Below are 24,244 nucleotides of genomic sequence, written 5' to 3'. Positions count from 1 at the left end.
CAAAGTTTAATACCCCCCCCCATTGTTATTCTTATACCATTCATACATCATTTGAATTCCTTTTTCTAAATCAATTTTATGTTTCCAGCCCAAATTTTGCAATCTTGAACTATCTAACATTCTATCCATTGTAGAATCTGGTTTTGAATTGTTAAACATAATTTCACCCTTAAATCCAACAATATTTTTAATCAAAAAAGCAAGTTCTTTGATACTTAAAAATTCCCCACTTCCTACATTAAGATGCGGTTCATTAGATGAAACAATATCTTTAAAATCTATATTTTTCATCACATAAATAGAAGCATCGGCTAAATCTTTTGCATGAATAAATTCCCTAATTACACTACCACTACCCCAAATTTCTACGCTATCTTTACTTACACCAAATTTTTGTAAATATTCCATTGCTTGCTCTAAGGAATTCATTTGCAAATCCTTTAAAACCTCATCAATTTTATTTTCATCTAAAAGTTTTGCTAAATGAAATTTGCGAAGTAAAGCCGGTAAAACTTTTGCTTTTTGTAAATCAAACTCGGTTGTCTCTCCATACAGGTTTGCAAGATATAAAGTAATAAAATTTGTTCCATGCTGCAAATTATAACTTTCGCACATTTTTGTTCCTATAATTTTTGGCAAACCATATGCAACGGCTTTTAAATCTAGCTTTCCATCTAATAAATTCTCTTCTTTAATAGGATTTATAGCTTTTTGAGGGTAAGCCCAAGCAGAACCATAAAAAATTAGCTTTTTAACATTATTTTGATAAGATGAATGAACAATATTTGCTTGAAGTACGCTATTTTCATAAATTACATCGGCTGGAGTAAAAAGCCCTAAGGTATCAAGCTTGGCAGCACATAAAAAAACATATTCTGGTTTCTCTTTTGCGAAAAAATCAGTCACAGCTTTTTGATCTACTAAATCTAATTCTTTTCTTGTTTTTACGATAATATTATTAAAACCCTCATCTATAAGTGTATTATAAAGAGTTTTTCCCAAAGTGCCGCCATGCCCTGCTATATAAATTTTAGAATCTTTAAGCATTGCAAACCCTTTTTGTAGAATTTGCAAAATCATAAATATTATTTGTATAAAAAGATTGAATGTTTGAAAAGATAAAGTATTCAAAGCTTAATACCCCCCCCCATCTAATCGAGCTGTTATTGTTATTCTGAGTTTCTTGATTATTCTTATACCATTCGTACATCATTTGAATTCCTTTTTCTAAATCAATTTTATGTTTCCAGCCTAAAGAATGAATTTTTGAGCAATCTGTAAATTTCTGCATTGCACCATCTGGACGATTTGAATTAAAAACTAATTTTCCCTTAAATCCTACTATATTTTTGATTAATTCTGCTAATTCTTTGATAGTGATATTCTTATGTGGGCCTATATTTAAATGAGTGTTGATAATCTCAGTATTACCACCTTTTAAATCTTTAAAATCTATATTATTCATGATAAATAAACAAGCATTTGCTAAATCTTGACTATGTAAAAATTCTCTTGTCGGTTTTCCACTACCCCAAATTTCAACATTATTCTCATCTACACCAAATTTTTTTAAATAATTCTTAGCTTCTTCAATGGAATCAAATTTTAAATCATTTAATAAGTCCTCATATCGTTTTTCATTTAAAAGCTTCGCTAAATGCATTTTTCTTAAAATTCCAGGCAATACATGAGATTTTTCAAGATCAAATTTATCGTTATTGCCATATAAATTTGTAGGAGTGATTGCTATAAAATTTGTATTGTATTGCAAATTATAACTTTCACAAAGCATCAAGCCTGAAATTTTAGCGATTGCGTAAGGTTTGTTAGTATACTCAAGATCTCCACTTAACATTTGATCTTCACTAGTTGGTAATGTTGCATTTTTAGGATAAACTGTAGTTGAAGCTATGAAAAGTAGCTTTTTTACTTTATGCAAATAAGCATTATGAATAACATTGCACTCTATCATTAAATTTTGATAAATAAAATCAGCACGATAAGTATTATTAGCTAGAATTCCACCCGCTTTAGCTGCTGCTAAAATAACATATTCTGGCTTTTCTCTCTCAAAAAAATCAGCCACAGCCTTTTGGTTTGTTAAATCGAGCTCAAAGTGAGTTTTAAAAACAAGATTTTTATAACCTTGTTGCTTAAGTTCATTAAGTATAGCACTACCAACAAGACCACTATGGCCCGCTATGTAAATTTTAGAATCTTTTTGCATCATTTATCCTTGCTCATCGCTAAAATATCACGCTCTGAAAGAATAGGAGAATTTGTTGGCCAATCTATACCGATTCTTTCATCATTCCATGCATAAGTAAATTGATCAGGTGCATCCGCATAATCTCCTTTATATGCGCATTTATAATAATAAACTGCACTTTCACTACTAACATAATGTGCATTTCCAAAACCTGCTGGAACTAAAATGATTTGCTGATTATCTTGATTTATGATGAATCTTTCATGCTTCAAATAAGTTGGTGAATCTTTTCTGCAATCAACCACAACTTGATGAATTTCCCCATAAACACAAGTAGCAAGCTTGTAAGTTTTTACATCACCATGAATACCACGAATAACATTATGCTTTGAATGTATAAATTTATCATGTATAAATTTTAGTCCACTTGGCAAAAGCTTATTTATAGCTTCATCTGTAAAAGCTGTCCAAATTTCACCTCTTAAATCTCTAAATTTATTAGGAGTTATAATATACACTCCTTTTAAAATTTTTGATTCTTGTATATCAAATTCTATTGCCATTATTTTCCTTTATATTTTTCTTTTATAACTTTAGCTAAATCAATAGACCTTTTAATACACACATCCATATTATAATACTCCCATTCACCAAAACGACCATGAGAAATTAAATTGATAGATTTCAGATATTCAATTGCTTTTTGTTTTGATTTAGAATAATTTAAATCAAAAAATACGTATGCATGATCTGTAACATTATAATCAAGGGGTTTTTTCAAAAATGGTATTTTTTGCCCTTCTTGCACTAGCTTATTATAAGAAATCTCACCTATAGCTTCTGTGGTGCAAAATTGTCCCTTTGGTTGCACTATAGAACCTGTATTAGAAATCCTGTGAAAACCTATGCTTGGATCTGGAATATAACCCCAAGTAATATCTAAACTTCCATCTGTCTCCCAAAAAATATTTGTAACTTTATTGTATTTGAGTTTTTTAAAATAATTTAAAACCTCAACAGGGATATCTTTCAAAATTTTAGGAATAAAATCTAAAGGACTTGTGTTTATCAATATATCATATTTTTTTTCACCGTTAACAAGCCATTGGTTATTTTCCTTTTTAATCTCCCCTACTTCATAATTTGCGAGGATATTAAGACCTTCTCCTATAGCCTCTATAAAAGTATTTTGATTATTTGTTTTTGGATAATAAAAAGCAGCATGAGACATTTTATCAGTTACTTTATCAATCAACGACTTATAAAAACTCTCTTTTGTTGGAACTGGGAGTTTCATTTGCTTTTCATCCTCAATCCATACATTGTCCATATTTTTTGGCTCAATACCCCAAATTTTGGTATTATAAGGTATAAAATACTCTCTTGCTAAAGTTGGACCAAAGTGATTTATAAACCATTCTTCAAGATTATTTCCTTTTTCATACGATGCACTAAACATCTCTTTTGTAATCTGAAAAGCTAAATCTGTGTTAAAACTATCAATTTCTTTAATGGAAAATTCTATAGGGTATGAAACCCAATTTTCTTTAAATAAAATTTCAGCTTTTCTAGGTAAGTAATTCCATTTATCTTTACTTAATACAGTGTTAAAAACAAAATCTAAAACATCGTTAAATTTAGAATTAAAACAATGGCCGCCATTAACATGATAAGGCTTACCGTCTACATCTTTTGTTCTAGCAATACCACCTACAACATCGGATTTTTCTAAAACTTCAATTTCAAAATCATCTTTTAAAAGCCTTGCAATAGACATGCCTGATATGCCAGCACCTATAACTCCTATTTTCATTTTTTTCCTTTGTTTTTATATTCTTTTTTAAGTTCATATAAATCAAACCAAAATTTAATATATCCACCCTTATACCAATTTTTATGAGCATTTATTAAAATTTTTCCTAAACTATAAGAAAAATATCTTTTTATTTTTTGAGATTCATAATAATCATGATACATTTTCAAATCTTGAATTTCACTTAATTTTTTATGTAAAATACCTATTTTTAATAATCTAAATACAAGCATCAAATAATCTAAATTTTTGCATTTTATCATAGCCTGTCCCAATTTATAAGACAAATGATTCTTAACTATATCTACAGCTCCTCTAGACATGATATATTTCTGACTTGACAATAACTCAAAAAAATTTTCTATAGATTTTGCCAACTCAACATTATCTTTTTTTAACTTATCAAGATCTTTTAATAAAACTTGCTTAATATCTGGAATTTTTAAACCCCTAATACATAAAGAATTATTAAAATCTTTTAATTTAAAATTTTTATCATACAAAGGATAGCATTTGATATTATTAACAACAAGCCAATAGTGCAATAACTGGTGTGGAGAAATTTTAAGAATTGGAAAATCATTAAAAAAGAATAATCTTTTATTTAATTGAGCATATTCCCAAATCGACATCCAAAGCCTCATAGATTCCCTAGGACCAGCAAATTTTTCTCCTGCTGGGCCTAAATGTCCTTGCAATTCAAGTATTTCATTTGAATTCAAAACCTCCAAAGACTCTATTTTTAGCTGTCCTTCATGATCTCTATCAGGTCTAGTTGCCACTATAAAATCATACTTAAAATTATTCTCTCTTTCATATTCACATAAAAGTTGATAATTTCTATACATTCCATACCACATTTTGCTTCTATTAAGTTTTGTCTTATATTTCAGTTCAAATTGATCAGGGTTTTCTAAATAAATTTTTTTAATATTTTTAATTTCTTTAAAATCACTTTTTTTAATATCTACAAAATACTCTTTAGATAGACTCTTAAAAACCTCGGGCATTATATTTTTTAACCCTTGATTTGTTCTAATGTCAAATGGACATTGATTAACCACATTGCTAGGAAAAAATCTACGGATCCAACAACCATTGCCGCCAAGACCCGCCCATTTGTATGCTTTATTCCAAGAAAAAATAAATACATCCGCATTTAAAGGTTTTATAATAGTTTGTTCAAGATTTTTTAAGCTTGCTATAAAATCCCCTCTCATAGCGCCAAAAATACAAACAGCAACTCTTTTCTTTGTTTGCAAATGTGTATTATTTATTAAGACTTTTTTTAATTTTTTGCTTAAAATATCATAATAACAATTTCCACCAACAGTATCTAAAAAATCCTCATGAAGCTTATTTAAAATTAAAATCATAATTTTATTATTTTGAAAAAATTGCTCACATGGGAAAAAATAATCAATTAAATTTTTTATACAAAAAGCTTTTAAAATTTTATCGTTGCTGTTTAAAACAATCTTTTCTAATAAATAAAACGCGTCGTTTAAATATTTCATTTTATCATTTTGTTCTATGATATTTAAAATCATATAAGCAGCAATATAGTCGTTTTTTATTTTATAAACCTTTGAAAGCAAAAGCTCAAATTTTTGCTCTAAAATCGCCTCTATTGTTTCAATTAGATCAAGCTTTGATAAACCAAAGCATTGTAAAGATTCATTATGGTCTTTTATCTTATCCAGAGCTTTTCTTAATTTTCCAACTGAAAATAAAAAAATTATATATTCCTCAAATGTATTATCTTTAATAGCATATTCATCAAATATTTTTTCCACTCGGGAAAAATTCCAAGCCTGTTTATATTGTTCTATATTTTGCCTCCTTTCTTCCTTTTCAACAAAAAATTGCACATTATTTTTAAACCCGATAAAACTTTCACGACTAAAATCATATACAAAATTACAATGATATAAAGCTTGTTTATAATTTTTCTTATAAAAATGTATTTTTGATAAAACATAATTTATACTAGGATATTTAGTTATATCACATTGTTTTGACAAGGATACTAAATTTTCTATCTCAGAATGATTTGTTAAACCAGCATAAAGAAAAAATAAATTTTTAAAGAATAATTCCTCATTTAAAATTAAAATTGATTTAAATTTTTCTTCAAGTTTAAATAAATCTTTTTTTAAAGTATAACAATTTGCCAAATATAAATCATAAAAAATAACATTATCTTTATAATACTCCATAGCTTTTTGAATATGGGTTATGGATACTTCTACATCTAATTTTAATTCAATTGATAGCAAATATAAACAAAAATACGTATATGATTTCCTTATTTTAGGAGATAAATCTAAAATATCTACATTTTTCAATAATACATCATATCTTTCTTTTGGTGTAAAATGAGTAAAAATGTTTATCATTTGCGCACTACCTATCGCATGTGCAAATCTAGAAAACAATGAACTACCAGCTCTATAAATCCTTAAAGCCTTAGACATTAAAGACATTTCAAAAAAACCCATTTGAGTGATTGAATATTGCTTTCTATCTATTAAATCATCTACAATATAGATATTAATTTCAAAATTATTGATTAAATTTTTAGAAAATTTTTGAAGTTCTCTTAAAAGGTATAAATCATCGCCGAATAAAACAATATTTAAATTTTTATTTATCTCTTCTTTAACAATTTCCAATGCTAATTCAACTGGAAAAACTTTAAAATAACAAGCTTTTTGATACCGTTTACTTGCCTCACCATGTATGATATCCCCACCTCTTAAATGCAGAGCAATAAAATCTCCAATTTGACTTGAAATTTGGTTAGATAAATTTAGAATCAATTGCACAGGTTCTGAAAAATCTATCATAGAAAAACATTCTTTAAACTCCTTATGATATGTTTTCTCCTCATAATCATCAAACCCATATCCAAGAGGAGCATAATATCCCCAATTATTATGATAAGGTTTTTGCTTTAAAGACTGAATATTTCTATCCTTAAAATGGAATAATCCGCCTCCACAATTTAAATAACCATTATATGAATGTTTTTCTATGAAATCTTTAGAGAAAATTAATTCTTCGCTATCTAATTCCATCCCTGCTAAATCATCATTTTTTTGAAAATCATGATTAATCTCTTTCCAAACATATCCAAAATCAAAACCTATTTTTCTTGCAATAACCATTCCATTAACAAAAGCATACATTCTAGAGCCTAGTGCATCTTCTCTTGCGGAGATAATCAAATCTGCAACAAAAACTTCTATTTTAGATAAAGTCAAACAACCACACCCATTAACACTTATTTTAATGTATCGAGTTGGATGTTTTTGCACATCATAAATATCTTTAACATTCTCATTTTGCTTGGATAATTCTAACCAATCTTTTTGATCAGATGAAATTTCAATTTTTGGTTGTAATTCTTCTTGATTATGTAAAATTTGAAGATTATAAAATTTAATACATTTACATGGAAATATTCTTCCTAAATCAATCAAGCACCAAGGGCTTTCTTCAACTTCGGTTAGAATCCCTTCTTCATATGATTGTGTTTTATTAGAACTGCTCTTAATAATAGCTTTTGAAGCTACATTTAACATATCATTCATAATTATCACCTTTTAATAAAATATTTAATCTTGACATTATTTTCAAATTATATTGAGTATAATTAAAAATTTTATTTTCTATTTTTCCACATAAAAATCGCTCCATTCCGCTAATCAGTCCATTTACATTATTTTCAACTATCAATCCACCTCTATTATCCAAAACACTAACATTTCCTGGTATATCTGTAGCAACAATAGCTTTATTTAAAACTAGGGCCTCTAGTAAAGTCATAGGCTGTCCTTCGTGGTTTGAACTCATCACAAAACAATCCGCTTTTTTTAAATATGGAAAAGGATTAAAAATTCTCCCAAGTAAAAAAACTTTTTTATCCAATTTCAAATCCTTAATCAATTTTTCCAAATCTTCTTTTAATGGTCCTTCGCCTAAAATCAAAAGAAGTGTCTTTGGATATTTATCATTGATCACTTTAAAAGCCTGTATAAGCTTAGCTTGATCTTTTTCGATCGAGAGTCTAGCTATGTTTATAAAAATTTTATAATCTTTTTTAAAATATTTTTTTTCAAGTTTTTTATCTAGCTTTTCTTTTGATTTTTCTATAATATCTTCATTGTTAATCATATTTTCCAAAAAATCAAATTTAGTCTCTGCAATATTATATTTATAAGCTAAATTTTTCTTATTTTCCTCATTTGTTTGTTTTGAAACAGAAAGGATTTTTTTATAATTTTTATAGCATTTGAAATTTTGCTCAAGGTAAGGAAATCTTTTCTCAAATTCCCCTTGCATGTTATTATGTAAAAAAATCAAATTATTATTTACACTAGAAAATAACTTTACCCAAAATACATTATAACCTTCAAAATTAATCACTGTTTTAAATTTTACATCTGCATACAATCTCCTAAATTCTCTTTTATAATTTTGTAAAGACTTTTCTTCATCAAGATTTTCTTTTTCTATACAAAATTCTTCTAAAGTTAAATTTAAAGATCCTATTCTAGGTAATACTTTGATATTTTCGGATACTAATTGAAATTGTTCTAATCTTTCCTTGTGAGAATAAATAGAATTGGGATCTATAGATACAAAAATATTAAAATGCGAATTTTGCAAATGATGTATTAAATTTTTGAAAGAATTTGTAATACCATTAGGTATAAACGGGCCTGTATAAAATAAGATATTGTTACAAACTTCAATATTTTTTCGAATTTCAACATTATCAAAAAATATCGATACCACTCTTTCACAAGATTTCCCATTTTCCAAACTATAAAATTTACGTTTTAATCTTGTCAAATACAAGTCATCTTTTACAAATAAATTTTCCAAGTTTAAAACTTCTTTTACTTCTTCTATCGTCTTGCAAATATGATGTGTTATCTCATCTACATCAAAATACAATCCTCTTTCTTGTTTATAATGCTCATAATCATACACATAACAAATAATAGGTCTTTCCAAAACCATAAAATCAAACATTACAGAAGAGTAGTCTGTAATCAAAACATCTACAATAGACAACAACTCATTCATTTCTATATAAGATGGAATTAACACATCCTTAAATAACTTACTTTCAAAAAGATGTTTGATTTCATGATGAACCGATAATAAAACTTTAAAATTACTTTTTTTGAGCTCTAAAATATCTCGCTTTAAGCGTTCAAAGTCAAAATACTGAGTATTTAAACCACCTCTCCAAGTTGGTGCATAAAGTAAAACTTTTTGACTCTCTTTAATACCTAGTTTTTGTTTTAATTTAGCATTTTGTTTTAATGATAAATCAACCCTTGGATATCCCGTTAAAACAGATTGTCCTTGAAATAAATCTTTAATTTCATAGTCATTTTCTAAAATATCCTTTGTATATAAATTTGGATGAATTAGGTGTGTAGCATGTAAAAAATTTCGTTGGGTATTTGCATGCTCCATAAAACCAGATTTTATTTTTTTACCCAAATATTTAATTGGTATGCCATGCCAAGTATTTAAATATTTTTGCTCTTCTTTTCTGATAAAATATTCAGGAAAAGTGACATTATTAATCAAATATTTTGCACTTGCTAAATATTTGAGATATAAATCACTACCTCTTTTAACGCAAATAACATTTTTCATTTTTTTAAATTTATTTTTGACAATACTTAAATCATTAACTACCCATATGTGAGTAAAATCTTTAAAAGCATTTTGCCCTAAAAGATATAAAAATATTGCATAAGGATTACACGACATTGACTTTCCATGAAAACTCTCATACAAAATCATATTGTCTATAATTTTTAAGTTTTTATAACATTCAGTATAAAAAACTCTTCTTCTAAGATTTTTATCCTTTAGAATATCTTCAGATAACCCATAAGGTTGATTTTGAATAATTCGAGATTGTGATAATATTTCACTTAACTTTTTGTATTCTTCTAAAGCATTTAAACATTTGCATAAACGAAAATATAAAAATGGACGATGAGTATTACTTCTTTTTATTGTATTTTCATAATAAATACTAGCTTCTTCATATTTGGCCATTTTTTCTAAAACAATACCTAGTCTATAGTGAAAATCGCATTCTTGATAATTTAGCTCTAAAGCTTTTTTATAATATTTTTCAGCTTCTTGGTAGTTAAATAATTTTTCAAAACTGTAAGCTATGTTATATAACAACACATCGCTGCACGAATTTTTAATATATTTATAAAAATCTAAATAAGCCTTATTTGCTTCTTCCCAACACTTATTACTTTGATGAAATATTCCTATTCCTAAAATTTTTGAATTTAAATCATCATCATATTTAATTGCATTTGCATATAAATATTTTATTAATTTAGAATCTGTTTGTCCGTCACGCTCATAGCAAAAACCGGCTTTGTAATATAAATAGGAATCTTTTGTTTTACTATGTTTTATAGCTAGTTCATAATATTTTGCCGCTTCTTGATATCTTCTCATGTTTTCAAGAGCTAACGCTAAATCTTTATATATAAAAAAATTACCACCTTTTTTTTGCATATACTTTTTTAAATCTTCTACCTCTTTCCACCATAATTTTTGTGGAATAGAAATCATAGAATTTAAATGATTTTCCGTTTGTTTCAACTGTATATTCCAAGAAATTTTAGAAGGACATAATATCAAAGCTTTAGCTATATATTCATTAGCTTCTTTCCATTCACACAATTTAAAATAACACATACCGAGCTTAAAATAAGCCTGTGCATTATTATTTTGTTTTTCTATAGTTTTTATAAAGAAACACTTAGCCTGTGAAAATTTTTTTTTATGATATAACCATACTCCACAAATATAATAAAACAAAAAAAACATTTTTAATCCTCTCTAAACTTATATTTTTTTAATAAGTCTAAAATTGTATTTTTGTAATCTATTGCATATTGCTTCATTAAAAGACTATACAAATGCAATATAAAATTATTTTCGTTAAAAATTACCGCATTTGGAGTATCTAGAATATTATCAAAATTTTTTTTGGGGATTCTCCAATCACCGTAGTTTTCACTTAAATAACGATCATATTCTTTAAAACCAAAATATTCTTTACCTAAAAAATCATACTTAATTAAATCAAAAGTTGAGTTATACCATTTAACAGCAGATCCTAAATGATAATGCTTGCAACCATCTTTATAGTGAATAAAAATATCAATCAATATACCATTGATATGTTTAAGCTTAATCCCACCTTTCCATTTTGGATCATGAATATAGAAAGTACCATATTGTTCTAAAGCTATTTTTAATTCGTTGCTAAAATCTTCTTCCCAAACCCCAACATCAATATCATAATCATTCGATATAAAATTATTTTCCCTAATACAACCTAAAAAAGTACCACTGACTAAAAAAAACTTTATATTTAATGAATTAAAAACACTAGATAAATCTTCCAAAGCTATCAAGGCATCATATTTTGAAAAGTATTTTTTTTTAGTATTTTTTAAAGAAAATTTTTCATGTAGCTTTAATGAATTTTTTAGATAATGTTCAGCTATATCATAAGCTTCAATACTAGCTGCGGCACTAGATATATATTTTTGAATTTCAATCTTTGTACTAATATTTCTTTTTTTTTCTATGTATTTTAAATACAATTTTTCCATATTTTTAAGATCTATTTTAGTATCAACCAACTTGCTCATTAACATCCATATTTTTAAACGATTGGATTCTTGTTGAATTTTTTCTAACTCATATAAAGCTTTGGTTTTATCGCCCAATAAATATAATAATTGTATTTTAAGTAATTTACCATCTATATTTAAAGGATATTTTTCTAAAAATAAATCAATATAATTCAAAGCTTTTTTATACTCAGCATAAAAAAAATAAAATTCAGCCTGATAATAAAAAACCGTCTTCATGTTTACTTTGGATAAATAACTGCACAATTTTAAAAAAATATAATGTCTACTTTTTTTCTGCATTAAATATATCAAAATCATATGCAACAGAATCAAATGCAAATACCCCTTTTTGCTTTCACGAAAGCTTTTGCGAAATATACCTTTTAAATTCATAATTTAATTCTCTCAATAATTTCTGTCGTTGAAATACTTGGGGTTCTTTCAAAATAAATTACATCACAAATATCATTAAAACAATCAAATTTACCTTTCCAATCATCTCCCATAACTAAAATATTTGCTTGGTATTTTAAAAGATAATCTCTTTTTAATTCCAATGCTTCTTCTAAAAATACACAAGACACGCATTTTAATGAAGATATTATATTTAATCTCTCTTGCTCGCTGTATATAGGATAACGATGCTTTTTAGCAAAATTTAAAGAATCTGATGATACACCAACAATTAATTTATCTCCAAGAGATGCGGCTCTTTCTAGAATCCTTAAATGACCATAATGAAACAAATCAAAAGTACCAAAAGTTATTACATTTTTCACTATACCCTCCCTATTGCATAAAGTTGGATAATCCCTACAACTTTTTCTTCTTTTCCTACTATAATTTCTTTGATTTTATATTTTAACATGATCTCTTCTGCTTCACTTGCCATAGCATCAGCATCGACTACTTTAGGATTTGTACTCATGATTTCTTTAGCTCTAAAATCAAATCTTGGTTTATCGCTTGTCTTTAAAGCACGACGCAAATCCCCATCAGTGATGATACCCACTAATTTTTCATTCTCAAGTACCACACAAAGCCCTAGCTTTCCACTAGTCATCACATCAACAAGATCGTTAAATTCAGTATCAGGATGCACTATAGGAAGGTTACTTGAAACCATAAGATCTTTTACCTTGGTTAAAAGCTTACGCCCCAAACTCCCCCCTGGATGAAAAAGGGCAAAATCATCAGGCTTGAAATTTCTTACCTTCATCAAAGCAGCAGCTAAAGCATCCCCCATAACCAAAGTTGCGGTTGTCGAAGACATAGGAGCAAGCTGCAAAGGACAAGCTTCCTTTTCCACAGCTATATTTAAAAATATATCGCTTTGCTTTACAAGGGTGGAATTTTTTTTACCACACATTACTATAAGTGGAATTTTACGCTTTTTTATAGCTGGAATGATTTTTAAAATTTCTTCAGTTTCCCCTGAATTTGAAATAGCAATTAAAACATCTTCAGGAGTTAGCATTCCAAGATCTCCATGCAAAGCCTCTCCTGGATGGATGAAAAAGCTTGGCGTTCCTGTACTTGCTAAAGTAGCTGCTATCTTAGCACCTATATGACCCGATTTACCCATTCCACTGACTATGCAACGCCCTTTGGTATTTAGCATCAAATTCACAGCTTGATTAAAATTTTCATCTAAATTTTTAGCCAAATCCAAAATAGCTTGTGCTTCTTTTTCAAAGACTTCTTTGGCTATTTCAAGAGTATTCATTTTTAAACCTTAAAGATTAAGCACAACATTGGTTGCAATAGCAATTTGATAAAGAATTTGAGTTAACATTGAAAAAATTTGCAAATTCTCACTATCTACTTTTGGCAATACCAACACAGAATCGCCTGGTTTCATATCTATACCACTATGATATTTTTCAGCTTTTCCATTGCTTCGTATCACCAAAACTTTTGAAGTATCCGCTCTTTCTCCATAACCTCCTGCAAGATTGATATAATATCTTAAATCTTTGCCCTTATCATACACAAAAGCTCCAGGTAAAGAAACCTCACCTTGAACTATGATGAGATTATTCTTACTTGGTACATTAATAGTATCACCATCTTCTAAAATAACCGAATTATAAGACTTTGGATTATCAATGACAATTTGACCCTTAGGCTCTACTTGCTTAGCTCTTTGGATAAATTCTAAAATCGTTTTTGCTTGTTGAGCTCTTATAGCTGCACCTTGAGCTGTAACAGAACCACTAGTTAAAGCTAGAGTTTCAAGCTCTTTAAGCTGAGCATTGATAAGTTCTTTTTGAGTTCTAGCTACACTTTTTCTAAACACTTGTAAAGCTTGCATGTTTGATTGTGGATTGGCTTTAATTAATTTAGAAATATCTTCTAAAGTCGTTCCTTTACCCACAACTAAAGTTTTTAAACCATTATGCTCGCCATTTACACTTATAGTTATATTTTCAGAAACATACTCAGGGTGAAATTCTACCTCATCTCCCGTTCTAAGTAAAACTTTTGAAAATTGCATTTTATTATAAACACTGACATCAAGTTTATGATCTTCACCATAACTTTTTACGATAGCATTAGTCACGATAGGTTTAGCACCTGATACTCTAGCTAAGTCAGCTAAAGTTTTAATATCATTTGAAAGTTCAAAACGAAAAGGTCTTTGCACATCACCGTTAACAAAAGCGTAATTTTGAACATTTCCTACTAAAATAACATCTCCACTTCTAAAAGGAAAAAGATCCATTTGCCCCTTTAGTAAAAAATCATATAAATCAATATTTTTTATCACGCTGTTATTACGCAAAATTTGAATATCTCTAAAACTTCCATATTCTAAATTTATACCCCCTGCTTTATCAAGATACTGGATCACTGAATCCGAACTAAGTCCTTGATAAAGTCCTGGAGCATTAACGCTTCCTGTTACAAAAACACTGACATTTTGATAAGCATTCATATCTGCATAAACAAAAACATTGCTTTTATAGATTTTATTAACACGTGCTTTTATAACACTTACAAGGGCGCTATTTTTCACACCTAGTAAATTTACAGCTCCTACTTTAGGGATAAAAATATTTCCTTGAGAATCCACCACTAAAACTTGCGAAAACTCAACAGCTCCCCAAATTTTAAGACTGATTTGATCACCAACTGCGATCTTATAATCTGGGTTATAAACTCTTTGATTGTAATTTTTAAAATTTCCATTAAAAAGATGAGCGCCAAATACTAAAATTTGATGAATTTTTGTAAGATTATTTTCTTTATTTGCTATATCATAATTTGAGCTTAAATTTTGATCTATGCTAGTTGTAGTAGAACCTTGATCCTCTGCTGAAATGATTTGTGAAACATCCACAGCTCCAAAACATAAAATACAACTAAAAAGTAAAATTAATATTTTTTTCATTTTAATACTTATGCTCCTCTATTATCATTTTAATAAATTTAACAATCCCAAAAATCAAAGATAATACAATAAACGCTGTTAAAATATCATAAATTCTTTCAGGATATTTTGCGCTTTCTGGAATATCTGGACTTTGAATGATGACAAGTTGTTTTATTTTTCTTAATGCTTCTATTCTAGCACTTTCATAAGCTTTTAAAGCTGCTTCATAAGCTTTTTGCGCAAAAGTACCTTCTATAGTTAGATCTTGAAATTTAGCAGCCAAATCATTAAGCTTTTGAGAAGAATTGTTAGCTGAAATTTTAGATTTTTCCCTTAAAAGCTGTTTTTTAATCGCTTCAATTTCTGCTTTAAGTGCTACTACTTCAGGTGCTGCATCATTCATATAGCTTTGTAAAGTTAAAAGTTTAGCTTCTTTTTGAGCTAAATTAGTCTCAATTTGCGCAACCAAACTTGCTTTAGCTTCAGCTTGTTTCAAGGGATCAAAAACCCCATATTTATTTTGAAAAGCAATCAAATCATTTTGTGCTTTTTGATATCGTTCTTTGTATTTTTGTACTTCATTTTCAGCAAAAGCCATTTGTTCTCTAGCTGCTTTATGAGAGATTTCGTTGATAAACTTTTCGCTTTCTTGCATAATAGTTTGAGCAATCAAATGAGCTGATTTAGGTGTAAAACCTTCTACTTCTACCTGCAAAAGCTTAGTAGTTTCATCCGTATGCACCTTAACTCTTGCTTGGTAATATTTAAGATAAGATTCTATCGAACTTGAATCCCAAATTTTAAAAGGCAAATCTATATGTTGTTCTTGATAAAGACTTTTAAGTTTAATTTTCTCATCCAAAATTTTTAACATATCACTTGATTCTATATAACCTTTTAGATAATTTAAATCTTCGCTTGCTGTAGAAGTACTACTAAGCAAAGACAAGATTCCACTTGTTTGAGCACTTTCTCCACTTGTTGATCTAACATCTAAAATCATCGTGCTTACATATCTTGGCGCTGCAATCAATGTATAATAAATCACAACAAAAATCATTATAAACCAAACAATTTTAAAAGAATCAAATATACTTAAATCTTTGATTTTTTCTAATAAAGTTTTATTTTCTTCCATTAAGCTTTTCCTTGATATACAGCTATTCCTTCATCTACATCATCATAAACCGTAATTTGTCCATTTTTCATATAAATTATTTTATCACACCATTCTTTAATTTCAGCTACATTATGAGATACCATAATCACCTTTGATTTGCTTAATCTTTCTCTATATAATTTCACGCTTTTTTCCCTAAAAGCAGGATCTCCAACAGCTCCAGCCTCATCGATCAAATAATAATCAAAATCAAAAGCCATACTAAGTCCAAAAGCTATCCTAGCACTCATTCCCGAAGAATAAGTCTTCATAGGCTCATCAAAAAATTTTCCTATTTCAGCAAAATCCTCCACAAATTTTACTTTTTCTTGAAGTTCTTTACCCTTGTATCCATACACCCTAGCTACAAATTTAGCATTATCTCTGGCAGTTAAAGAACCTTGAAAAGCTCCATTTAAACCCAAAGGCCAAGATAATTTTTTATTAGTAATTATCTTGCCACTATCAGGAAGCTCTGCTCCGCTTAAAAGTCTCATGAGAGTGGACTTGCCTGCGCCATTATATCCCATTAAACCTATGCTACAATTTTCAGGAAATTCAAAAGTAAAATTTTTAAAAACATAATGCCTTCCACCACTAAATAAAGGATAAGATTTAGTTAGATTAATTAGCTTTATCATTCTTTTTTTGCCGCCGTTAAAGCTTGTCTATTATAGTAGTAAATAAAAAGCCCTATAAATAAAACAAGTAAAATCCAAAATATAGCATAAAAATAACTATATTCATCTTGCAAAGGATAATTTTCAAAAAAATTAAATCTTAAAAGCTCCATTATGTGAAGCAAAGGATTATAATAAAATATATCAAGTAAAGGTCTTGGCATAAGCCAAGTAGGAAATATAATCCCGGAACTCCAATAAAACACTATGCTAAAATAAGCTAATAAAGTTCTTAAAGGCTCTACAAAATGCCAAATAATAGCAAAACAAATCCCCAAAGCAAAAGCTGAGCACATAAGTAAAAAAATACAAAATAAAACTCCAAGTAAATGAACAGGAAATACATCAAATCTAAAAAACCATCCTGCAAAAAAAAGCACAGTGATAAAAATCACAAAATAAATACAAAATTCAAGCAAAGTTCTAGCAATAAATACATGTATAGGCTTTACAGGTTTATAAGCAAAAAGAGCCAAATTTGCCTGAGTACCATTCATAAGCTGAGTTACTATACTTCTAAACATAAAAAAAGGCATAATGCCTGAAATCAAAAACATAAAAATAGAAATTCCTTCAGGCATAACTTGATGATGATATTCCCTAATAACAGTTCCTATAATAGTCACCAAAAGCACAACACTCATAGGCTCTCCAACTACCCATATATATCCAAGATACCTATTTTTTCCAAATCTAGTTTTTAACTCTCTAAAAAATAAAGCGTGAATTACATTTAACATTTATTTTCTATACCTAACAATTTACATAAACCATAATCATAACTCATTTTTTTAAACAAAATCATAAAAATTTATTTTTTACAAAACTCAAGCTTTTTACTAAGTCCTAAAGCATTGTTAGTAAATTTAAGCCAAAAAAGCTCTAAGGCATAAATTTTTGCACTTTTATCAAGTTTAACAAAGGGAAATTTAGAAAAATAAATTTTCATTTGCTCCTTGCTTGCCATTTTAAACTCAGCCTTAGCTTGCACACCTTTTAAAAAGGCTATTTTACTTTCTTTAGCTATATTAAGTGCTATACTTGAATTTTCACTAGCTAATCTTATATGCTTAGTATCTTCATGAGAAGCGATAATAAAAGCTAAATTCTTCTCATCAAAAACATAAAAAGCACTAGCTGTATAAACACCTTTTTCATCAATCATAGCCCAAGATAAAAGCTGCTCATTTTTTATAAATTCTAAAATTCTTTCATCCATATTGTAAAAATTATACTAAAATATTTTTAAAAATAACCGATTTTTAATTTAAACTATAAATATAAGGGGAAGAAATGCAAATTGATGCTAGCAAAAACCAAAGTTTTTCGATGGATTATACAACAAAAAGTGGCAAACATTTAGCCTTATCTATGTATGACAATCAAAGCGTAAGTTATGCAAATAATGAAGAAGGTAAAACTCTAAATCTTAAACGTCAGTATGGCTTTAGCTTTACTTTTGAAGGCTCTAAGCTCACACAAAATGATCTTGATGAGATTAAAAATGCTATGAAAGAAGTTGAACCTATGATCAAAGACTTTTTAGCAAATTCTAAAGTCGGAGAGTTAAAGCCAAAAGAAATTATAGAATCAGCTATGCAAATGGCAAATGTTCTACCAACACCAAATGATGAAAACCATCAAAATGCTATTATGAATAATTTTACAAATAAACTCAGCGATTTACTAAAACAAAATCAAACAAATGATAAAGATATCAATGCTTCTATGCTTGAAGATAGTAAAAAACTCCTCGATGAAGTTTTAGAACAAATGAAAAAACAACTTGAAAAACAACAAGAAAAAGCCAAGGAAAATCAAGATAAGACAGATGATAGTTTAAATCTTTACGCTTAAATCATATAATATTAAAAATTATCAAGGAGTTTTTAAATGACAAATATCGAAATTTTAGAAAATATGCTCAAACTCCAACAAAAACTCAACGATGAAACAAACGGCTTAAATTGGGAAAATGGCTACACCAAAGAAGGAAAACTGATCAGTTGGAGACGCTGTATTTATATGGAATGTGCAGAACTTATAGACTCTTTTGCATGGAAACATTGGAAAAACATTTCAAATCCGACAAATTGGGAAAATGTGCGTATAGAGATTGTCGATATTTGGCATTTTATTTTAAGTCTTTTACTTGAAGAGTATCGCGATAAAAACAATAAAGATTTCAAAGCTATAGCCACAGAAGTTAATGCTGTAAACGTGTTTCAAGATTTTTGCAAAGAAGAAGAATACCCTAATGAGGGTGATATTTATGGCATTTTAAATGATATAGAGCTTATTATCCATAAATGCAGTGGTTTTGGATTTAATCTTGGAGAATTACTTTCAACCTATTTTACTCTAGCTATTAAATGTGGGCTAAATCTTGAAATTCTTTATAAGACCTACATAGGTAAAAATGTTTTAAATATTTTTAGACAAAACAATGGTTACAAAGATGGTAGCTATAAAAAAACTTGGAATGGCAAAGAAGACAATGAAGCTTTAGCTCAAATTTTAGAACAAGAGCTTGATTTTGATACTATTTATAAAAAACTAGAAGAATGCTACAAAAAGGCATAATTTGGATATTTTAAAACTTGCAATCAAAGATTTTTTAAGTCTTAAATTTTTAAAATTTGCCTTAATTCCTTTAATTTTTAGTCTTGTACTGATGCTTTTTTTAGGAGTACTTGGCTTTTCGGCTTTGCTGGATTATTTTAATTCTTTATTTAGAGTTGGAGAGGATTCGTTTTGGGCGTGGTTTTATGCCCTTCATTTTGTACAAATTTTAATCACCATCATAAGTTTTTTATTTTCAGGTTTTATTGTTGTTTTTGCTTCGGTTTTTTTAGCCCTTTTTATCACTTCTTTTCTTACTCCTTTTATCGCTAAAGAAATCAACCAAAAATATTACCATTATAATAATACAAACGAAGTTTCAACCCTAAAAACTATCTTTGAAATTTTCAAAATATTTTTGAAATTTATAGGAATTTTTTTACTTTGCACCTTGGCTTTATTTTTGCCTTTTATCAATCTTTTTGTATACTATCTTGCTTTTTATTATCTTTTTCATAAGCTTTTAATGCTTGATGTAACAAGTTCGGTTTTAGATAAAGAAAATTTTAAAAATTTCAATACCCAAGCATCTGCTTTTGAATTTAAATTCAGCACTTTGTGTTTTTACTTGCTCTCATCTATCCCGCTTTTAGGAATTTTTTTGCAAGTATTTTTTGTGATTTTTCTCACACATTTAGGCTATCAAAGAATTTTAAAACTAAAAGCTAAGGCTTGAAATATCGATTTTGTGATTGTATAAATAAGCTCTTAAAAGTCTTGGAATTTTAGCTATTCTACACTCTTCTTTAAAATTTTTAGGTAATTTTTGACAAGTTTCATATTCAAAAACAATAGCTTGTTCGTTTTTATATACAAGTGCTATTTTGCCACCTAAAACACAATCACCCTTTAAAAGCTCTTTTCTTTGTGCCGTGCTTAAAAGCAAACCTTTCATTTTCACCGCTCTAGCAATCAAGCTTTCATTTTTAGGGCAAATAAGAAGTCCTTGAATTTCTTTGATATTTTCAAAATCATAAAGTTTTTTCCTATCTTTATCAAGATAAGAAAAACTTCTTTTTAAACCCTGGTGAAATTCACTCACAAAGGCATTAGAGAAATTTTTTCTTATATAATTTCTAAAATATTTTTCATTTTCATTACTTTCATCATGAAAATAAAAAATATCTTTTTCTTTTAAAAAAGATGAAATTTCATCTTTACTTATAAAGAGTAAAGGGCGTAAAAGTGTATAATTTGAGCGTTTTTCACACTCTTGCATACCTAAAATTTCAGCCAAACCTGCGCCTCGTGAAAGTTGCATCAAAAACCATTCAAATTGATCGTTTAAATGATGGGCTAAGATAAGATGGTCATAACCTTGCTCAAGACAAATTTTTTCAAAAAAATCATAGCGAAAATCTCTGGCTTTTTTTTCAAAGTTACTTTGAAATTTAGGAGCGTGTTTTATGAAAATTTTTTTATGAAATTCCAAGGCAAGCTCCTTGGCTTTTTGCTCTTCTAAGTCGCTATTTTTTCTCGTTTTGTAATTTATCATCACAAGATCAAAGTCGATCTTTTCTTGCATTAAAAGATAAAAAAGCACACTAGAATCACTTCCATAAGAAAAAGCGAGTAAATTTTTACCCCTTTTTAAAAGGGCTAAAATTTCATCTTTAATTTGCATCTACTTTTCTTAAAGCCTTAGCAAGGAGTTTTTTATCAACATTTTGAATGATTTCACATTCATAAATTTGCCCCATTTCTAAATTCTCACATTCGCTTTCATTGATAAGAATTTCTCCATCAATCTCTCTATCCCATCTTAAATCTTTAGCTGCGATAAAAAACTCACCCTCGCTACTCTCACCCGTGCAAACAACCAAACGCTTTTGTCCTACTTCTTTTTCAAAACTTTTTTCTATCACTTCATCAACAATTTTTTCTATGATTTTAAGTCTTTTATTGATCACTTTAAAAGGCACTTGCTCCATATCAAAAGCAGCTGTATCTTCTTCTTTAGAATACGCAAAAACACTCACTCTATCAAAACCAAAATCTTTGATAAATTCACAAAGCTCCTCAAAATCCGCATCACTTTCACCTGGGTGCCCTACGATAAAACCCGTACGCAAAAAGCTATCAGGTGCACTTTTCATCAAATTTAACATTTCTTTAAGTCTTGTGCTATTTGCTCCGCGTTTCATAATCTTAAGCATATTATCACTTATGTGTTGCAAAGGCATATCAAAATAATTTACAAAAATTTTAGAAGCTATAATGCGCTTGATCAAAGCCTCACTCGCACTTGTAGGATAAAGATATAAAATTCTAGCCGCTTTAATACCCTCGATCTTTTCTACCTCATCAATCAAACGTATAAGCCCATCTTTTTCACCCTTATCAAACAAATAAGAACTCGTATCTTGTGCGATAAAAGAAAAATCCTTATAACCCCTAGCCACCAAATCTTTAAGCTCGGCTATAATGCTAGAAATTTCACGCGATTTTAACTTACCCTTAAAACTTGGGATAGCACAAAAAGAGCATTTTTGATTACAACCTTCGGCGATTTTTATAAAAGCATGCGAATTAGAACCTGTGATGATGCGTTTGGAGTTTTCACCCTGCAAATAAGTCGAATTTGAAAATAAATTTGTTTTTTTAAGTATCATTTCATCGATTCTTTCATAATCACCCACACCTGTGAAAAGATCAACCTCAGGAAGCTCTTTCATAAGCTCTTCGCGGTAACGCTGCATCAAACAACCTGTCACAACCAAAAGCGAATCTTTTTTTCTTTGTTCGTGCAAATCTAAAATCGCATTGATACTTTCTTTTTTTGCACTATCGATAAAGCCACAGGTATTTACGATTAAAACATCGGCTTTGCTTGGTTCATCGCAAAGTTCATAAGCACTAAGGCGCCCTAGCATGATCTCACTATCGACTAAATTTTTATTACAACCTAAAGACATAAGATAAAGTTTTGACATTTTTCTCGCTTTTTTAAATTTTTTGATAAAATAATTCCTTAAAATCATATCAAAATAATAATTAGGAAAAATTTATGAATGAAAAAAATATAGTTTTATTAGGTGAAAGTCATTTCGCATTTAAAAATGGGATAACTCAAGGAATTCTAGATACCGGATTTAAGTGTTTTAATCTATCTTTAGGCGGAACTCCAAGTTTACAAAATTTATATGAGTTAATCAGAAATAAAAAACTTTTAGAAAATGCGGATTTAATTATTACAGGATCAAATACTCATGATATTGCACAATATAATTCTATCGATTTATTTCCAAAAAGCTATCAAGTGATGAATTGGCTTTACAAAGAATTATATTTTTTAAAGAAAAAAATTATTTGTTTTATTGCTCCAACACCTCAAAAATGGTTGAATAAAAACTGTGTAAAATATGTAAATACACTCCATATAAAATTAGCAATTAAATACGGATTTAATGTAATTAATGTAAATAAAAAACATTTAGAATCTTCATATAGCTTAATACAAAGAGATGAAGCTCATGATTTTGATTTTATAATGAGAGAACTTGGGAGAAATATAGCAAATAATATTGAAAATTTTTCTTTTCCAAAAAAAATAAATATTATAAATGATAATCCACAATTTTATTTTTATCCAATTGAAAAAGCAATAAATTTAAATTTCACTAATTTCAAATTCAAACAAAGTTGGTTATGCAGTGAAAAAGTTTATTGCATAAAAAGTAAAGAAGTTATTAGTTTTAATAAAAATACTTTTAATCTAAATTTATTAGGAATTCACCTTTGGAATGATTCAGGTATTTGTGAAATTCAAATTAAAAATCCAAAAGATCAAATTTTCAATCGAAGTTTAGATTATAACTTCTCATACTTTTTTGACACATACAATAGACAATTTAAAATCACTAATGATACTAAAATTTTAAATAATGGGGTAAACAATATTAATCTCATCTCCTTCTTCCTAGCTTCCCCCAAAGGTAATTACCATACAGAAGAAATAGATCTTGAAGCTTTAGCTAATGAAAACATAGAAATACCAAAAGAATATAATTTTAATCATTTAATTCCTCCTATAGAATTATATAAAGAAATTATAGATGAGTATTGTTCTATAATGGATCCAGTTAAATTAGCTCCTTTGCAAAAACAAATCAAAGAAAAAGATAATATCATCTCTACTTTAAATCAAGAAAAAACAACCCTACAAAATGAACTTAATTCTTTTTCTATTAAAAAACAACGTTTAGAATTAGCCAATCTAGAACAAGATTTGGTTGTTAAAAAATTAGAAAGTAAAAAACTTGCTAAATCTTTGGGTATAAAAATGAGCATAATAAATCCTAAAATTACTTTTATTCAAGCTAATTCAGCTAAAGCTCGTATACAAAACCACTTATCTTATAAACTAGGACAAACTTTGATAGAAAATTCAAAAAGTATATTAGGATATATAAGAATGCCTTATGTATTATCTTATATAAAAGACAAACATAAATTTGAACAAAAAGCCTATGAAGAAAAAATAAAAGAAAATCCAAATTTAGCTTTACCTCCTTTAGAAACTTATCCTGATTATAATGAAGCTTTAAAAGAAAAAGAATGTTTTACTTATAAACTAGGCGAAGCTTTAATGCAGGCTAATAAAAATTGGTATGGGGGGGGGTATATCAAATTTATATTCAAAGATGTGCCTAGGTTGAAGAGGGAGTTTGGGAAGA

The 24,244-nt window shown here is 28.3% G+C and carries 20 protein-coding genes; 4 read left to right on the top strand and 16 right to left on the bottom strand.

The features are described 5' to 3' along the window. Positions 1-6: 6 nt before the first annotated feature. From BGS43_RS03980 to BGS43_RS03915, 14 genes are all read right to left on the bottom strand, one after another. The gene (locus tag BGS43_RS03980; RefSeq protein WP_096568893.1) at positions 7-1,047 is read right to left on the bottom strand and encodes an NAD-dependent epimerase/dehydratase family protein; all 1,041 of its coding nucleotides are present in this window, start codon (positions 1,045-1,047) and stop codon (positions 7-9) included. Next, positions 1,040-2,227, bottom strand: a complete 1,188-nt coding sequence (locus BGS43_RS03975) for a GDP-L-fucose synthase family protein (RefSeq protein WP_240694155.1) — start codon at positions 2,225-2,227, stop codon at positions 1,040-1,042. Before BGS43_RS03975 ends, BGS43_RS03980 begins: the two co-directional genes overlap by 8 nt. Beyond that, a complete protein-coding gene (locus BGS43_RS03970) occupies positions 2,227-2,772 on the bottom strand; it encodes a dTDP-4-dehydrorhamnose 3,5-epimerase family protein (protein ID WP_002826217.1) in 546 nt (181 codons plus the stop codon). Before BGS43_RS03970 ends, BGS43_RS03975 begins: the two co-directional genes overlap by 1 nt. After that, entirely contained in the window at positions 2,772-4,022 is a 1,251-nt protein-coding gene (locus BGS43_RS03965; protein ID WP_002826214.1) for a protoporphyrinogen/coproporphyrinogen oxidase, read from the bottom strand. Before BGS43_RS03965 ends, BGS43_RS03970 begins: the two co-directional genes overlap by 1 nt. Continuing rightward, positions 4,019-7,618: a capsular biosynthesis protein gene (locus BGS43_RS03960; protein WP_096568890.1), complete on the bottom strand. Its 3,600-nt coding sequence runs from the start codon at positions 7,616-7,618 to the stop codon at positions 4,019-4,021. Before BGS43_RS03960 ends, BGS43_RS03965 begins: the two co-directional genes overlap by 4 nt. Further along, positions 7,611-10,913: a CDP-glycerol glycerophosphotransferase family protein gene (locus tag BGS43_RS03955; protein WP_096568887.1), complete on the bottom strand. Its 3,303-nt coding sequence runs from the start codon at positions 10,911-10,913 to the stop codon at positions 7,611-7,613. The genes BGS43_RS03960 and BGS43_RS03955 overlap by 8 nt, the downstream gene beginning before the upstream one ends. Before the next feature lie 2 nt (positions 10,914-10,915). Next, positions 10,916-12,124 (bottom strand): hypothetical protein, encoded by a 1,209-nt coding sequence (locus tag BGS43_RS03950; RefSeq protein ID WP_096568884.1) that lies wholly within the window; start codon positions 12,122-12,124, stop codon positions 10,916-10,918. Continuing rightward, the gene (locus BGS43_RS03945) at positions 12,121-12,510 is read right to left on the bottom strand and encodes an adenylyltransferase/cytidyltransferase family protein (RefSeq protein WP_002874993.1); all 390 of its coding nucleotides are present in this window, start codon (positions 12,508-12,510) and stop codon (positions 12,121-12,123) included. The genes BGS43_RS03950 and BGS43_RS03945 overlap by 4 nt, the downstream gene beginning before the upstream one ends. Beyond that, positions 12,510-13,457, bottom strand: a complete 948-nt coding sequence (locus BGS43_RS03940) for a KpsF/GutQ family sugar-phosphate isomerase (protein ID WP_002826209.1) — start codon at positions 13,455-13,457, stop codon at positions 12,510-12,512. Before BGS43_RS03940 ends, BGS43_RS03945 begins: the two co-directional genes overlap by 1 nt. Before the next feature lie 9 nt (positions 13,458-13,466). Beyond that, the gene (locus BGS43_RS03935; protein WP_096568881.1) at positions 13,467-15,125 is read right to left on the bottom strand and encodes a polysaccharide biosynthesis/export family protein; all 1,659 of its coding nucleotides are present in this window, start codon (positions 15,123-15,125) and stop codon (positions 13,467-13,469) included. A gap of 1 nt (position 15,126) precedes the next feature. Next, positions 15,127-16,245 (bottom strand): capsule biosynthesis protein, encoded by a 1,119-nt coding sequence (locus BGS43_RS03930; protein WP_044600505.1) that lies wholly within the window; start codon positions 16,243-16,245, stop codon positions 15,127-15,129. Then, positions 16,245-16,907 (bottom strand): ABC transporter ATP-binding protein, encoded by a 663-nt coding sequence (locus tag BGS43_RS03925; RefSeq protein ID WP_002781126.1) that lies wholly within the window; start codon positions 16,905-16,907, stop codon positions 16,245-16,247. Before BGS43_RS03925 ends, BGS43_RS03930 begins: the two co-directional genes overlap by 1 nt. After that, positions 16,904-17,686, bottom strand: coding sequence for a capsule polysaccharide transporter KpsM (gene kpsM / locus BGS43_RS03920; protein ID WP_096568878.1), 783 nt, complete (start codon positions 17,684-17,686; stop codon positions 16,904-16,906). The genes BGS43_RS03925 and kpsM overlap by 4 nt, the downstream gene beginning before the upstream one ends. A gap of 71 nt (positions 17,687-17,757) precedes the next feature. Then, the gene (locus tag BGS43_RS03915; RefSeq protein WP_002872351.1) at positions 17,758-18,165 is read right to left on the bottom strand and encodes a hypothetical protein; all 408 of its coding nucleotides are present in this window, start codon (positions 18,163-18,165) and stop codon (positions 17,758-17,760) included. Positions 18,166-18,239: 74 nt separating this feature from the next. On the opposite strand from BGS43_RS03915, the gene ciaI reads away from it, so the two are divergent. Genes ciaI through BGS43_RS03900 form a run of 3 tightly spaced genes read left to right on the top strand, consistent with a single transcriptional unit; the run spans position 18,240 to position 20,244 of the window. Further along, positions 18,240-18,803 carry an intracellular survival protein CiaI gene (ciaI, locus tag BGS43_RS03910; RefSeq protein ID WP_072231006.1) on the top strand — a complete coding sequence of 188 codons (564 nt, stop codon included), beginning with the start codon at positions 18,240-18,242 and terminating at the stop codon, positions 18,801-18,803. A gap of 36 nt (positions 18,804-18,839) precedes the next feature. Further along, positions 18,840-19,529, top strand: a complete 690-nt coding sequence (gene dut / locus BGS43_RS03905) for a dUTPase (protein WP_057033188.1) — start codon at positions 18,840-18,842, stop codon at positions 19,527-19,529. Position 19,530: 1 nt separating this feature from the next. Then, positions 19,531-20,244: an EI24 domain-containing protein gene (locus BGS43_RS03900; RefSeq protein WP_096568875.1), complete on the top strand. Its 714-nt coding sequence runs from the start codon at positions 19,531-19,533 to the stop codon at positions 20,242-20,244. On the opposite strand, the gene tilS is transcribed toward BGS43_RS03900, so the two are convergent. Together tilS and rimO are read right to left on the bottom strand one after the other, a co-directional pair. Continuing rightward, positions 20,227-21,192: a tRNA lysidine(34) synthetase TilS gene (gene tilS, locus BGS43_RS03895; RefSeq protein WP_096568872.1), complete on the bottom strand. Its 966-nt coding sequence runs from the start codon at positions 21,190-21,192 to the stop codon at positions 20,227-20,229. The two genes, BGS43_RS03900 and tilS, sit on opposite strands and share 18 nt — an antisense overlap. Beyond that, positions 21,182-22,501 carry a 30S ribosomal protein S12 methylthiotransferase RimO gene (gene rimO / locus BGS43_RS03890; RefSeq protein ID WP_096568869.1) on the bottom strand — a complete coding sequence of 440 codons (1,320 nt, stop codon included), beginning with the start codon at positions 22,499-22,501 and terminating at the stop codon, positions 21,182-21,184. Before rimO ends, tilS begins: the two co-directional genes overlap by 11 nt. A gap of 74 nt (positions 22,502-22,575) precedes the next feature. On the opposite strand from rimO, the gene BGS43_RS10120 reads away from it, so the two are divergent. Further along, positions 22,576-24,244, top strand: a 1,669-nt coding sequence (locus tag BGS43_RS10120; RefSeq protein ID WP_096568866.1) for an alpha-2,3-sialyltransferase, incomplete at its 3' end; no start/stop codon positions are given.

It is taken from the genome of Campylobacter sp. 110, assembly GCF_002383965.1.
GTDB lineage: Bacteria > Campylobacterota > Campylobacteria > Campylobacterales > Campylobacteraceae > Campylobacter_D > Campylobacter_D coli.
The sequence above is the reverse complement of the archived record's forward strand: the minus strand, read 5'-3'. Positions and strand labels throughout refer to the sequence as shown.

Bases quoted from the DNA above. Each gene is read 5' to 3' on its own strand.
- BGS43_RS03980 (WP_096568893.1), bottom strand. From the start codon at position 1,047: ATGCTTAAAGATTCTAAAATTTATATAGCAGGGCATGGCGGCACTTTG.
- BGS43_RS03975 (WP_240694155.1), bottom strand. From the start codon at position 2,227: ATGCAAAAAGATTCTAAAATTTACATAGCGGGCCATAGTGGTCTTGTT.
- BGS43_RS03970 (WP_002826217.1), bottom strand. From the start codon at position 2,772: ATGGCAATAGAATTTGATATACAAGAATCAAAAATTTTAAAAGGAGTG.
- BGS43_RS03965 (WP_002826214.1), bottom strand. From the start codon at position 4,022: ATGAAAATAGGAGTTATAGGTGCTGGCATATCAGGCATGTCTATTGCA.
- BGS43_RS03960 (WP_096568890.1), bottom strand. From the start codon at position 7,618: ATGAATGATATGTTAAATGTAGCTTCAAAAGCTATTATTAAGAGCAGT.
- BGS43_RS03955 (WP_096568887.1), bottom strand. From the start codon at position 10,913: ATGTTTTTTTTGTTTTATTATATTTGTGGAGTATGGTTATATCATAAA.
- BGS43_RS03950 (WP_096568884.1), bottom strand. From the start codon at position 12,124: ATGAATTTAAAAGGTATATTTCGCAAAAGCTTTCGTGAAAGCAAAAAG.
- BGS43_RS03940 (WP_002826209.1), bottom strand. From the start codon at position 13,457: ATGAATACTCTTGAAATAGCCAAAGAAGTCTTTGAAAAAGAAGCACAA.
- BGS43_RS03935 (WP_096568881.1), bottom strand. From the start codon at position 15,125: ATGAAAAAAATATTAATTTTACTTTTTAGTTGTATTTTATGTTTTGGA.
- BGS43_RS03930 (WP_044600505.1), bottom strand. From the start codon at position 16,245: ATGGAAGAAAATAAAACTTTATTAGAAAAAATCAAAGATTTAAGTATA.
- BGS43_RS03925 (WP_002781126.1), bottom strand. From the start codon at position 16,907: ATGATAAAGCTAATTAATCTAACTAAATCTTATCCTTTATTTAGTGGT.
- kpsM (WP_096568878.1), bottom strand. From the start codon at position 17,686: ATGTTAAATGTAATTCACGCTTTATTTTTTAGAGAGTTAAAAACTAGA.
- BGS43_RS03915 (WP_002872351.1), bottom strand. From the start codon at position 18,165: ATGGATGAAAGAATTTTAGAATTTATAAAAAATGAGCAGCTTTTATCT.
- ciaI (WP_072231006.1), top strand. From the start codon at position 18,240: ATGCAAATTGATGCTAGCAAAAACCAAAGTTTTTCGATGGATTATACA.
- dut (WP_057033188.1), top strand. From the start codon at position 18,840: ATGACAAATATCGAAATTTTAGAAAATATGCTCAAACTCCAACAAAAA.
- tilS (WP_096568872.1), bottom strand. From the start codon at position 21,192: ATGCAAATTAAAGATGAAATTTTAGCCCTTTTAAAAAGGGGTAAAAAT.
- rimO (WP_096568869.1), bottom strand. From the start codon at position 22,501: ATGTCAAAACTTTATCTTATGTCTTTAGGTTGTAATAAAAATTTAGTC.